This is a genomic window from Massilia sp. ZL223 (assembly GCF_018119395.1).
Taxonomy (GTDB): Bacteria; Pseudomonadota; Gammaproteobacteria; order Burkholderiales; family Burkholderiaceae_D; genus Telluria.
In genome coordinates this window covers 1-12,841 of record NZ_JAGPWD010000030.1, presented here as the reverse complement: position 1 = coordinate 12,841, position 12,841 = coordinate 1, and the positions used below count along the sequence as shown (strand labels likewise).

Here is a 12,841-nt window from a genome sequence, read left to right as displayed (position 1 = left end):
GTGCGGCGCCTACTCCACGATCAAGGCGAGGTCGCGTCCCTGCAAGGCCACCTGGCCGGCGTAGTCGGCCGCGTAGATGCGCAAGGTGTAATTTCCTGGAGTCAGCGAGCCCACCTTCCAGCTGCCTGCCTCGACCTCACCGTTGTGCAGGCGGTTGTTTACAGCATAGTCGAACTGCGTGGATTTGCTGCCGTAGACCGTGATCCCGCTGGTCGGCGCGTAGACCAGTTTGACCGCGTCCGGATTGCGCGGCAGGCGGTCGTAGACCTGGGTCACCAGGGGCTGCTCGAAGCCGGCTACCGGCGTGCCGTCGGCCTGAAGCAGCTGGTAGCCCAGCTTGTAGAGGCCGAGCTTGCGGCGCGCCAGGTTGCCGTCCACCTGGTCGTAGGCGTTCACGACGATGTGCACCTCGCCCAGGCTGCGCGGCACGCGGAGCAGCTGGCCCTTCCTGGCGGTGATGCGCTTGTTGGCGCTGTCGTAGAGGGCAATGCGCTGGATGGTGGGGGAGACGCTGTCCGAGAAACCGACGAAGGGCAGGGTCAGCGGATTGACCACCATGCCGCCCTGGTAGTAGTCGAGGTGGACGTGGGACATGGCGTTGATGGTGCCGAGCGGGTCGCCCACCTGGAAGCGGGTGCCGCGCGGCACCCGCACGCGCTCGGGCTTGCCCTTGGCGTCCAGCAGCAGCTGGAAGCGCGGGTCGAGGGCCTTGCCGCGCGTGTCGCGGCCGACCCGCATGTGGATATAGGACAGCGGACCGACGCTCAGGCCTTCGCCGAGCGCGCCGAAGGCCCAGTTGGCGTAAGGGTCGGTGACTTTGCCCGGGAATACGGCCAGCACCTTCTCGCCGACATCGGCGCGCACGTCCAGGCCGGCGTGGAAGTGGTCGCGGCTGTCGCCGTTGTAGCTGCCGCGCACCTCGCCCATCACGCCCACGACTTCATGCACCATGTCCTGCGGGCCGATCGGCCAGGGCATGGGCTGGGTGCGCCGCACCAGCGGCGGATGCGCGCGCGCCGGGGACGCTTCGCCAGGCTTCGGCTGGGCCAGGCGGTGCACGCGCGGCGCGGCGGCGTCCGTCACCACCAGGCTGCCGTCGCGGTCGACCGCGATCGCGCGCGGTCCGAATAGCTGGACCGTGCCGTCGCTGCCGAAGCCGTTCGGGTCGGGGGCGAGGTCGGCATCGAGCAGGGCGCGGTATTCGCCGTCCGGCTTGCGCTGCAGGATGCGCCCGCCCGAGCCGGCGGCGATGTAGAGGTAGCCGTCGCGGGTCACCGTGACGCCGACCGGGCGGCGCAGTATCGGACGGCGGTCGTCCTCGGCCGGCACGGCGACGGTCGAGACCAGGCCATCCGGGCCGATCACGCGGACCGCGTGGTTGCCGGTGTCGGCGACGTACAGGGTCCCGTCCAGGCTGACTGCGATCCCGCTCGGGGTGTCGAAGCCGGCGTCCATGGCCGGGCCGTCCAGCTTGCCGGGCTTGCCGTTGCCGGCGACCGTCGTCACGCTGCCATCGAGCGCGATGCGGCGGATGCGGTCGTTGTAGGTGTCGGCCACGTAGACGATGCCGGCGGCGTCCACGGCGATGCCGACCGGGCCGTTGAACTGGGCCGCGCGGCCGAGGCCATCTGCATAGCCGGGCGCGCCGCTGCCGGCCAGGGTGGTGACCGTGCCGTCCTTCGCAATCTTGCGGATCGCGTGGTTGCCGGTGTCGGCCACGTACAGGTTGCCCTGGTGGTCGAGGGCGAGGCCGGAGGGCGTGTGGAAGGCCGCGGCTTCGCCCTTCCCGTCGGCAAAGCCTTCGCGGCCGCCGGCCAGGGTGGAGACCGTGCCGTCACGGTCGATGATGCGGATGCGGTTGCTGTCGCCGCCGTCGCTCACAAAGATGCGCCCGCGCGGATCGATGGCCACGCCGTAGGGATCGCTGAAGCGGCTGGCGGCGGCCGCGCCGTCGGCGAAGCCGGGCAGGCCATTGCCGGCCAGGGTGGTGACGCGGGCGGGCCAGAAGGGCGTGGTCGAGGTGACGGCGGGCGTGAGCACGGCCACGCCGCCGGGCTCGCGCCCGATGAAGTCGGTGAAGTACAGGGCCGTCCCGGCGGCCAGGATGGCGGCGCCTGCGAGCGCCGCGATGAGGGTGGTTCGTTTCACTGGTGCGGCTTGTTGAATGGCTCAGGCCGCAATCTTAGCCGATGGGGAGCGAACGTGCCGCCAGCCTGGGCTTATTTGCCCAGTGTCTGGAGGTGCGAGATTTCCTGGGCCACGGCCTGGGTGACGACTTCGCCGATGGTCTGTTCCAGGTTGGCGCGCAGCTGGCCGGTGAAGCCTTGCAGCGCCCCGTTGACCGCTTCGGCGATGCCGTCGCGCAGGCGCTGCTCGATCACGAAATCGATCCGGCCCTGCAGCTGCTGCAGGATGCGTTCGGTTACGCGCCGTTCCAGGACGCTCCATTCCTCGCCGGTCCAGCGTTCGACGGCGCGCCGCTCCAGCTGTTCGGCGGGGGCGGCCTGCTCGGGCGCAGGGGAAGACGTAACCGGCTCGACGACGACTTCCGTCAGCACCGGAATGCTCGGATCGAATGAAGAGTTCTGGCTCATGACTGTCCTGCGACGAAGTGGGTCAGGGGATAGGACTGCTTCTTGTACGCGACGTAGCGCTTGCGCCCTTCGGCGGCATCGAGTTCGTCGGTGGAGATGATCTCGAACACGCGCGCGAACTGGTCGACGATCGCAGGCGTGCGCCGGGTCAGGTTGACCAGCATCTCGTGGTGCGGCAGCGGCGCGGCTTCGTCGGCGGTGATGATCACCGGCGTTTGCGGCGCCAGCGGGTCGCCCGCCGGCACGTGCGGGATGAAGTCGGTGTCGCCGACCATCCACAGCGCCTCGTTCAGGGCCGCCGCCTGTTCCTCGCTCTCGGCCAGCACCACGACCTTGGCGCGCGAGGCATAGGCCTTGCGCGCCAGGCGGCAGGCGTAGGTCAGCTTGTCGGGGATGTTGGTGTGGAAGTCGATCCGGGTCATGTCGTATGTCAAAAAAAAAGGGGAGGGCCAGCCTCCCCGGTGCATCAGGCGTTCATGCCGCTGTGGCGCAGCAGGGCGTCGATGCTGGGTTCGCGGCCGCGGAAGGCCTTGAACGATTCCAGCGCCGGGCGCGAACCGCCCACCGCCAGGATCTCGCGCTGGAAGCGGCGCCCGGTCTCGATGATCTGGTCGCCGCCGTGCTCCAGCGCTTCCTCGAAGGCCGCGTAGGCGTCGGCGGACAGCACCTCGGCCCACTTGTAGCTGTAGTAGCCGGCCGCGTAGCCGCCCGCGAAGATGTGGCTGAACGAATGCTGGAAGCGGTTGAAGCTCGGCGGAATGATGACCGAGAACTGCTTGCGGATGCCGTCGATCAGCTCCTGCACGGTGCGCTCGCTGGTCGGGTCGAAATCGTAGTGCAGGTGCATGTCGATCAGCGAGAACTCGACCTGGCGCAGGGTCTGCATGCCGGCCTGGAAGTTCTTCGCCGCCGTCATCTTGTCGAACAGCGCGCGCGGCAGCGGCTCACCCGTCTTCACGTGGGCGGTCATCTGCTGCAGCTTGTCCCACTCCCAGCAGAAGTTCTCCATGAACTGGGAAGGCAGCTCCACCGCATCCCATTCGACGCCGGAGATGCCGGACACCGACAGCTCCTCGACTTCGGTCAGCATGTGGTGCAGGCCGTGGCCGAACTCGTGGAACAGGGTGATGACCTCGTCGTGCGTGAACAGCGAAGGCTGCAGCTTGCCATCCACCGTTGCAGGCGGGGTGAAGTTGCAGGTCAGGTAGGCGATCGGGGTCTGGACGATGCCGCCGGTGGCCAGGCGGCGGCCGCGCGCGTCGTCCATCCAGGCGCCCTGCGCCTTGCCGGCGCGTGCGTACAGGTCCAGGTAGAACTGGCCGACCAGCTGGCCATCGCGCTCGATGCGGAAGAAGCGCACGTCCGGGTGCCACACGGGCGCGTCGTCAGGCTTGATCTGGACCGAGAACAGGTTCTGGATCACGCTGAACAGGCCCTCGACCACTTTCGGCTCGGGGAAGTATTCCTTCACTTCCTGGGCCGAGAAGGCGTAGCGCTTCTCGCGCAGCTTTTCCGAGGCATAGGTGACGTCCCAGGACTGCATGTCCGGCAGGGCCAGTTCGTCGCGGGCGAAGGCGCGCAGTTCTTCCAGGTCCTTCTCGGCGAAGGGGCGGGCGCGGCGCGCCAGGTCTTCGAGGAACTCGACCACGTGCTTCGGGCTCTCGGCCATCTTCGGCACCAGCGAGACCTCGGCGAAGTTGGCGTATTCCAGCAGCTGGGCTTCTTCGTGGCGCAGCTTGAGCAGGTCGACGATGACGCCCGAGTTGTCCCACTTCTCGCGCTCGCTGAACACCACGCCTTCCTCGGAAGCCTTGGTGGCGCTGGCGCGGTAGATCTTCTCGCGCAGCGCGCGGTGGTGGGCCATCTGCAGGACCGGGAAATAGGACGGGAAATGCAGGGTGAACATCCAGCCGGCCTTGCCGTCCTTTTCGGCCGCGGCGCGGGCGGCCTGCTTGACGTCCTCGGGCAGGCCGGACAGCTCGGCTTCGTGCTCGACCAGCAGCTTGTAGTCGTTGGTCGCGTCCAGCACGTTCTGCGAGAAGCGGGTCGACAGCGCGGCCTGCTGCTCCTGGATCTCGGCGAAGCGCTGCTTCTTATCCTCGGGCAGCTCGGCGCCGCCCAGGCGGAAGTCGCGCAGCGCGTTCTCGACGATGCGCTTGCGCGCGGCGCTGAAGCTCGCGAAGTCCGGACTGTTGCGCAGCGCCTTGTACTTGGCGAACAGCGCCTCGTTCTGGCCCACGGCGGTCCAGAACTCGGTCACCTTGGGCTGGTTCTCGTTGTAGGCGGCGCGCAGCTCGGGCGTGTCGGCCACGTGGTTGAGGTGGTTGACCACGCCCCAGGCGCGGCCCAGGCGCTCGGTGGCTTCCTCGAGCGGGACCACGAAGCTGTCCCAGGTCACCGTGTCGGCTGGCGCTTCCAGCCGGGTCACGACGTCGGCGGCTTCCTTGATCAGCTGCTCGATGGCCGGCGTGACGTGTTCCGGGCGGAACTGGTCGAAGCGCGGCAGGCCGGAAAAATCGAGGAGGGGATTGCTGGTCTCGAGGCTCATGGTCTTCCTTCCTGAAAGGTTATGCCAGGCCGGGCTTCGGTTCCATTCCTTTTGCCTGGCCGGTTGCTTGGCTGCTGGAGTGCACACGTTCTGCGGACTCCACGGTGTTCATCAACAGCATGGTAATCGTCATCGGGCCGACGCCGCCCGGCACCGGGGTAATGTGCGCGGCGACTTCGCTCACGCCGGCAAAGTCCACGTCGCCGCACAGCTTGCCGGCGTCGTCGCGGTTCATGCCGACGTCGATCACGATCGCGCCCGGCTTGACCATGTCGGCGGTCAGGGTGTTGCGGCGGCCGACGGCGGCCACGACCACGTCGGCCTGGCGGGTGTGGTAGCCCAGGTCCGGCGTTGCGCTATGGCAGATGGTGACGGTCGCGTTGGCTTGCAAGAGCAGCAGGGCCATCGGCTTGCCGACGGTGTTGCTGCGGCCGATCACCACGGCGTGCTTGCCGCGCAGGTCGATGCCGGTGGTCTCGATCAGCTTCATGCAGCCGTACGGGGTGCAGGGGCGGAAGCCCGGCAGGTTGGCGACCAGTTCGCCGGCCGACAGCACCGAATAGCCGTCCACGTCCTTGCTGGTGGCGATGGCTTCGATGACCTTGCTCGGGTTGATGTGCTTGGGCAGGGGCATCTGGACCAGGATGCCGTGGATCGCCGGGTCGGCGTTCAGGGCGGCGATGCGGTCGAGCAGGGCCTGCTCGGTGAGGTCGGCGTCGTACTTCTCCAGCACCGAGTGGAAGCCCACGTCGCCGCAGGCCTTGACCTTGTTGCGCACGTAGACGTGGCTGGCCGGGTCTTCGCCGACCAGGATCACGGCCAGGCCGGGCTGCTTGCCGGCGGCGGTGAGTTTGGCGGCGCGTTCCTTGATGTCGGCGCGCAGTTGTTGGGAAAGGAGGACTCCGTCGATCAGTTGGGCAGGCATGGGTAGGCTCGGGCTGGGCAAAAATGAAATTATAAAGCCCGCGCCCGTATCGCGCGCCGCGTGGGGACAAGCATTGTCATATTCATAGTTAAAGTTCGCATACCCCATCCGTCGCTCCCGCCACTGGCGGCAGCGACTCCCGGCGAAGGCCGGGACCCAAGTTAAGCAGCGTTGACGCGAACAAACTTGGGTCCCGGCCTTCGCCGGGACGACGGGTGTATTTATGCCATAGGTGAGAGGACAGTTAGCAGCTTCTGCCAATGCACTTCGTTATAGGATTGGCAAGTTAAGCAAACCGCACGAGCGACCGAAAAATGTGCGGTTGCAGCATATGATTTCACATAATGAAACTACATATCGCAATTTGAAAAAGAAAAATACCGCTGTTAGAATCCATGGGTTTATTAATCGATATTTGAAATTTCACCACTTCGCCGCCAGCCATGTTTAGGGATCGGGTGGGGCGCATACTCAAGGAGACGCATTAATGTCAGCTCAACTCGACCAGTTGACGGCACAAGCTGCCAACGACCCGGACACCCTCGAGACCCAGGAATGGCTCGACGCCCTGGAAGCGGTGATCGAACATGAGGGTACCGAACGCGCCCACTACCTGATGGAGCGCATGGTCGACCTGGCGCGCCGCCGCGGCGCCCACATCCCGTTCTCGAGCAACACCGCCTACGTGAACACCATCCCGGCCCACCTCAACGTGAACTGCCCGGGCAACCTCGAATACGAAGAGCGCCTGCGCTCGTGGATGCGCTGGAACGCGATGGCGATGGTGGTCAAGGCCAACCGCGCCGACGGCGACCTGGGCGGCCACATCTCGTCCTTCGCCTCGCTGGCCAACATGCTGGGCATCGGCTTCAACCACTTCTGGCACGCCCCGACCGAAGAGCACGGCGGCGACCTGCTGTACATCCAGGGCCACAGCTCGCCCGGCATCTACGCGCGCGCCTACCTCGAAGGCCGCATCAGCGAAGAGCAGATGCTGAACTTCCGCCGCGAAGTCGACGGCAAGGGCCTGTCGTCCTACCCGCACCCGAAACTGATGCCGGACTTCTGGCAGTTCCCGACCGTCTCGATGGGCCTGGGCCCGCTGATGGCGATCTACCAGGCGCGCTTCCTGAAGTACCTGCACGCGCGCGGCATCGCCAACACCGAAGCCCGCAAGGTCTGGGTCTTCTGCGGCGACGGCGAGATGGACGAGCCGGAATCGATGGGCGCGATCGGCATGGCCGCGCGCGAGCGCCTCGACAACCTGGTCATGGTCGTCAACTGCAACCTGCAGCGCCTGGACGGCCCGGTGCGCGGCAACGGCAAGATCATCCAGGAACTGGAAGCGGACTTCCGCGGCGCCGGCTGGAACGTGGTCAAGGTCATCTGGGGCTCGCAGTGGGACGCCCTGCTGTCGAAGGACAAGGACGGCATCCTGCAGCGCGTGATGATGGAAACCGTCGACGGCGAATACCAGAACTACAAGGCCAAGGACGGCGCCTACGTGCGCAAGCACTTCTTCGGCAAGCATCCGAAGCTGCTCGAAATGGTCGCCAACATGAGCGACGACGACATCTGGCGCCTGACCCGCGGCGGCCACGACCCGCACAAGATCTACGCCGCGTTCAAGAACGCCCAGGAGAACAAGGGTTCGCCGACCGTGCTGCTGGTGAAGACCGTCAAGGGCTTCGGCATGGGCAAGTCGGGCGAGGCGCGCAACACCGCGCACCAGACCAAGAAGCTGGACGACGAGGCGATCCGCGAAATGCGCGACCGCTTCAACATCCCTATCCCGGACGACAAGCTGTGCGACATCCCGTTCTTCAAGCCGTCCGACGACGCGCCTGAAATGAAATACCTGCACGAGCGCCGCAAGGCCCTCGGCGGCTACCTGCCGCAGCGCCGCGCCAAGGCCGACGAAGCCCTGGTGGTGCCGAAGCTGGAAACCTTCAAGGCCGTGCTCGAGCCGACCGCGGAAGGCCGCGAGATCTCGACCACCCAGTCCTACGTGCGCGTGATCACCAGCCTGCTGAAGGACCCGAGCATCGGCCAGCGCATCGTCCCGATCCTGGTCGACGAATCGCGTACCTTCGGCATGGAAGGCCTGTTCCGCCAGATCGGTATCTTCAACCAGCAGGGCCAGCTGTACGAGCCGGTCGACCGCGACCAGGTGATGTACTACCGCGAAGACAAGGCCGGCCAGATCCTGCAAGAAGGTATCAACGAAGCGGGCGGCATGAGCTCGTGGATCGCCGCGGCGACCTCGTACTCGTCGAACAACCGCACGATGATCCCGTTCTACACGTTCTACTCGATGTTCGGCATGCAGCGCGTGGGCGACCTGGTCTGGCTGGCGGGCGACATCCGCGCGCGCGGCTTCCTGATGGGCGGCACCGCCGGCCGCACCACGCTGAACGGCGAAGGCCTGCAGCACGAGGACGGCCACAGCCACATCATCGCCGCCACGGTCCCGAACTGCCTGCCGTACGACCCGACCTTCGGCCACGAAGTGGCGGTGATCATCCAGGACGGCCTGCGCCGCATGGTGGAAGAACAGGAAGACGTGTTCTACTACATCACCATCATGAACGAGAACTACCAGCATCCGGGCCTGAAGCCAGGCCAGGAAGAGGGCATCCTGAAGGGCATGTACCTGCTGCAGGAAGGCGCGAAGGAAGCGCAGAACCGCGTCCAGCTGATCGGCTGCGGCACCATCCTGCGCGAGTCTATCTTCGCCGCCGAGCTGCTGAAGAACGACTGGGGCGTCGCCGCCGACGTGTGGTCGGCTCCTTCCTTGACGCTGCTGGCCCGCGACGGCCAGGACGCCGAGCGCTGGAACATGGTGAACCCGGACGCCGAGCAGCGCGTGCCTTACGTGACCTCGCTGATGCAGAACACCACCGGCCCGATCGTCGCGACCACCGACTACATGCGCATGTTCGCCGAGCAGATCCGCGCCTTCATGCCGAAGGACCGCACCTACAAGGTGCTGGGCACCGACGGCTTCGGCCGCTCGGATTCGCGCGTCAAGCTGCGCGAGTTCTTCGAGGTGAACCGCTACTACGTGACCGTGGCTGCACTGCGCGCGCTGGCCGACGAAGGCAAGATCGAGCGCTCGGTCGTGGCGCAGGCGATTGCGAAGTACGGTATCGATCCGAACAAGCCGAATCCTGTGACCCAGTAAATGCTCACCGCTCGTCGTCCCGGCCTGCGCCGGGATGACGGGTTGAAGCTAACTCGAAAAATAATTTGGAGCTAACACTATGAGCATTGTGGAAGTCAAAGTCCCCGACATCGGCGACTTCAAGGAAGTCGAAGTGATCGAGTTGATGGTCAAGCCGGGCGACACCATCAAGGTCGACCAGTCGCTGATCACGGTCGAATCCGACAAGGCCAGCATGGAAATCCCGTCGAGCCATGCCGGCGTCGTCAAAGAAATCAAAGTGAAAGTCGGCGACAAGGTCGCCGAAGGCTCGCTCGTGCTGATGCTCGAGGAGTCCGCCGGCGCCGCTGCGCCTGCACCGGCCGCTGCCGCACCGGCGCCAGCCGCTGAAGCAGCGCCTGCTCCGAGCGCGGCACCGGCAGCCCCGGCCGCATCGGGCGGCATCGTCGAAGTCAGGGTCCCGGACATCGGCGACTTCAAGGAAGTCGAAGTCATTGAACTGATGGTCAAGCCGGGCGACACCGTCAAGGTCGACCAGTCGCTGATCACGGTCGAATCGGACAAGGCCAGCATGGAGATCCCGTCGAGCCATGCCGGCGTCGTGAAGGAAATCAAGGTCAAGGTTGGCGACAAGGTTGCCGAAGGCTCGCTCGTGCTGATGCTCGAAGCCACCGGCGGCGCACCTGCCGCAGCTGCACCGGCTGCAGCACCTGCACCGGCAGCCGCTCCGGCAGCAGCAGCTGCAGCAGCCCCGGCGCCGGCACCAGCTCCGGCACCGGCCGCAGCCCCTGCGCAAGGCGTCACCGGCTCGAAAGCCCACGCCTCGCCGTCGATCCGCAAGTTCGCGCGCGAACTGGGCGTCGATCTGGGCCGCGTGCCGGGCACCGGCCCGAAAGGCCGCATCACCCAGCAGGACGTGCAGAACTTCGTCAAGGGCGTGATGGCCGCAGGCCCGACCGCTGCAGCCCCGGCCAAGGCCGGCGGTGGCGGCGGCATGGATGTGCTGCCGTGGCCGTCGCTGGACTTCTCGAAGTTCGGCCCGACCGAAACCGTGGCCCTGCCGCGGATCAAGAAGATCTCGGGTCCGAATCTGCACCGCAACTGGGTCATGATCCCGCACGTCACGCACTTCGAAGACGCCGACGTGACCGACCTGGAACAGTTCCGCGTCGATTCGAACGCCGCGCTGGCCAAGCAGAAGTCGACGGTCAAGCTGACCATGCTGGCCTTCGTGATCAAGGCATCGGTCGCGGCGCTGAAGAAGTTCCCGCAATTTAACTCGTCGCTGTCGGAAGACGGCGGCAGCCTGATCGTCAAGCAGTACTTCAACATCGGCTTCGCGGCCGACACCCCGAACGGCCTGGTGGTCCCGGTCGTGAAGGATGCCGACAAGAAGACGATTTCGCAGATCGCCGTCGAGATGGGCGAACTGTCGGCGCAGGCGCGCGACGGCAAGCTCTCGCCGGCAGCGATGCAGGGCGCGACCTTCACCATCTCGTCGCTGGGCGGTATCGGCGGCACCGCGTTCACCCCGATCATCAACGCACCGGAAGTGGCCATCCTGGGCCTGTCTAAGTCCGCGATGAAGCCGGTGTGGGACGGCTCGGCCTTCCAGCCGCGCCTGATGCTGCCGCTGTCGCTGTCCTACGACCACCGCGTGATCGACGGCGCCGGCGCCGCACGCTTCGCCGCGTACCTGGCCGAGGTGCTGGCCGACCTGCGCAAGACCCTTCTGTGATTGGAGCGGACCGATGAGCACTGTTGAAGTGAAAGTCCCGAACATCGGCGACTTCAAGGATGTGGAAGTGATCGAGCTGCTGGTCAAGGCGGGCGACACCATCAAGGTCGACCAGTCGCTGGTCACTGTCGAATCCGACAAGGCCAGCATGGAAATCCCGTCGACCCACGCGGGCGTCGTGAAGGAGCTGAAGGTCAAGGTTGGCGACAAGGTCAACGAAGGCTCGCTGCTGCTGATGCTGGACGAATCCGGCGCAGGCGCCGCACCGGCTGCTGCTCCTGCCGCAGCTCCGGCAGCCGCGCCTGCGCAGGCCCCGGCGAACAAGCCGGCAGATTCGTACGCCCCGGCCCACCCGACCCCGTCCGCCCCTGCGGCCCCGGCGCCGGGCGCCGCCAGCTACAGCGGCCAGGTCGACGTCGAGTGCGAGATGATGGTCCTGGGCGCGGGCCCGGGCGGCTACTCGGCTGCCTTCCGCGCCGCCGACCTCGGCATGAACACCGTGCTGGTCGAGCGCTACGCCACCCTGGGCGGTGTCTGCCTGAACGTGGGCTGCATCCCGTCGAAGGCGCTGCTGCACGTGGCGCACGTGATCGACGAGACCGCCCACATGGGCGACGTCGGCGTCACCTTCGCCAAGCCGGAAGTCGATATCGACAAGCTGCGCGGCTTCAAGGACGGCGTGGTCAAGAAGATGACCGGCGGCCTGAATTTCATGGCCAAGGCGCGCAAGGTCAATGTGGTGCAGGGCGTGGGCCAGTTCCTGAGCCCGAACCACATCGAAGTGACCGGCCCGGACGGCGCCAGGAAGGTCATCAAGTTCCAGAAGGCGATCATCGCCGCCGGTTCCTCGGTGGTGAAGCTGCCTTTCGTGCCGGAAGATCCGCGCATCGTCGATTCGACCGGAGCGCTGGAGCTGCGCCAGGTGCCGAAGCGCATGCTGGTGATCGGCGGCGGCATCATTGGCCTGGAGATGGCGACTGTGTACTCGACCCTGGGTGCGCGCATCGACGTGGTCGAGATGATGGACGGCCTGATGCAGGGCGCGGACCGCGACGCGGTGCGTGTCTGGCAGAAGCACAATGCCCACCGCTTCGACAACATCATGCTGAAGACCAAGACCGTCGGCGTGGAAGCGCTGCCGGAAGGGATCAAGGTGTCCTTCGAAGCGGCGGAAGCCGGCGTCACCGCGCCCGAGCCGCAGCTCTACGACCTGGTGCTGGTGGCCGTGGGCCGCAGCCCGAACGGCAAGAAGGTCGGCGCGGACAAGGCCGGTGTCGCGGTGAGCGACCGTGGCTTCATCCCGGTCGACAGCCAGATGCGCACCAATGTGCCGCACATCTTCGCGATCGGCGACCTGGTCGGCCAGCCGATGCTGGCCCACAAGGCGGTGCACGAGGCGCACGTGGCGGCGGAAGCGGCCCACGGCGAGAAGGCGCACTTCGACGTCAAGGTGATTCCGTCGGTGGCCTACACCGATCCGGAAGTGGCATGGGTCGGCATCACGGAAGAGGAAGCCAAGGCCAAGGGCATCAAGGTCGAGAAGGGCCACTTCCCGTGGTCCGCGAGCGGCCGCGCCGTGGCCAACGGCCGCGACGAAGGCTTCACCAAGCTGCTGTTCGATGCCGAGACGCACCGCATCATCGGCGGCACCATCGTGGGCACCAGCGCGGGCGACATGATCGGCGAAGTGGCGCTGGCGATCGAGATGGGCGCGGATGGCGTGGATATCGGCAAGACCATTCACCCGCACCCGACCCTGGGTGAGTCGATCGGCATGGCTGCCGAGGCTTATGAAGGCACTTGCACGGACTTGCCGCCGCCGCGCAAGCGTTGATCGGTTTCTGAGCGTATGAAAACGGGGCCTCTTTGGTCC

8 protein-coding genes are annotated in these 12,841 nt (G+C 66.2%); 3 read left to right on the top strand and 5 right to left on the bottom strand.

From position 1 onward, the window contains the following. Window positions 1-9: 9 nt before the first annotated feature. The 5 genes from KBW95_RS17600 to folD form a co-directional block, all read right to left on the bottom strand. Window positions 10-2,148 (bottom strand): NHL repeat-containing protein, encoded by a 2,139-nt coding sequence (locus KBW95_RS17600; RefSeq protein ID WP_211528898.1) that lies wholly within the window; start codon window positions 2,146-2,148, stop codon window positions 10-12. Window positions 2,149-2,219: 71 nt separating this feature from the next. Then, the gene (locus KBW95_RS17595) at window positions 2,220-2,594 is read right to left on the bottom strand and encodes a hypothetical protein (RefSeq protein WP_211528897.1); all 375 of its coding nucleotides are present in this window, start codon (window positions 2,592-2,594) and stop codon (window positions 2,220-2,222) included. Continuing rightward, on the bottom strand, window positions 2,591-3,016 hold the full coding sequence (locus KBW95_RS17590; protein ID WP_211525521.1) for a DNA polymerase III subunit chi: 426 nt from the start codon (window positions 3,014-3,016) through the stop codon (window positions 2,591-2,593). The genes KBW95_RS17595 and KBW95_RS17590 overlap by 4 nt, the downstream gene beginning before the upstream one ends. Window positions 3,017-3,060: 44 nt before the next feature. After that, entirely contained in the window at window positions 3,061-5,142 is a 2,082-nt protein-coding gene (locus KBW95_RS17585; protein ID WP_211528896.1) for a M3 family metallopeptidase, read from the bottom strand. A gap of 19 nt (window positions 5,143-5,161) precedes the next feature. Then, window positions 5,162-6,067: a bifunctional methylenetetrahydrofolate dehydrogenase/methenyltetrahydrofolate cyclohydrolase FolD gene (folD, locus tag KBW95_RS17580; RefSeq protein ID WP_211525523.1), complete on the bottom strand. Its 906-nt coding sequence runs from the start codon at window positions 6,065-6,067 to the stop codon at window positions 5,162-5,164. 487 nt (window positions 6,068-6,554) lie between these two features. Here folD and aceE point away from each other — a divergent pair, with 487 nt between their 5' ends. From aceE to lpdA, 3 genes are all read left to right on the top strand, one after another. Further along, entirely contained in the window at window positions 6,555-9,251 is a 2,697-nt protein-coding gene (aceE, locus tag KBW95_RS17575; protein WP_211528895.1) for a pyruvate dehydrogenase (acetyl-transferring), homodimeric type, read from the top strand. A 79-nt stretch (window positions 9,252-9,330) separates the two neighbouring features. Then, window positions 9,331-10,968, top strand: coding sequence for a dihydrolipoyllysine-residue acetyltransferase (aceF, locus tag KBW95_RS17570; protein ID WP_211528894.1), 1,638 nt, complete (start codon window positions 9,331-9,333; stop codon window positions 10,966-10,968). Between the two features lie 13 nt (window positions 10,969-10,981). After that, the gene (gene lpdA, locus KBW95_RS17565; RefSeq protein WP_211525526.1) at window positions 10,982-12,802 is read left to right on the top strand and encodes a dihydrolipoyl dehydrogenase; all 1,821 of its coding nucleotides are present in this window, start codon (window positions 10,982-10,984) and stop codon (window positions 12,800-12,802) included. The last annotated feature ends 39 nt before the right edge of the window (window positions 12,803-12,841 follow it).

Coding starts and splice junctions, on each gene's coding strand:
- KBW95_RS17595 (WP_211528897.1), bottom strand. CDS start 2,594: ATGAGCCAGAACTCTTCATTCGATCCGAGCATTCCGGTGCTGACGGAA.
- KBW95_RS17590 (WP_211525521.1), bottom strand. CDS start 3,016: ATGACCCGGATCGACTTCCACACCAACATCCCCGACAAGCTGACCTAC.
- KBW95_RS17585 (WP_211528896.1), bottom strand. CDS start 5,142: ATGAGCCTCGAGACCAGCAATCCCCTCCTCGATTTTTCCGGCCTGCCG.
- folD (WP_211525523.1), bottom strand. CDS start 6,067: ATGCCTGCCCAACTGATCGACGGAGTCCTCCTTTCCCAACAACTGCGC.
- aceE (WP_211528895.1), top strand. CDS start 6,555: ATGTCAGCTCAACTCGACCAGTTGACGGCACAAGCTGCCAACGACCCG.
- aceF (WP_211528894.1), top strand. CDS start 9,331: ATGAGCATTGTGGAAGTCAAAGTCCCCGACATCGGCGACTTCAAGGAA.
- lpdA (WP_211525526.1), top strand. CDS start 10,982: ATGAGCACTGTTGAAGTGAAAGTCCCGAACATCGGCGACTTCAAGGAT.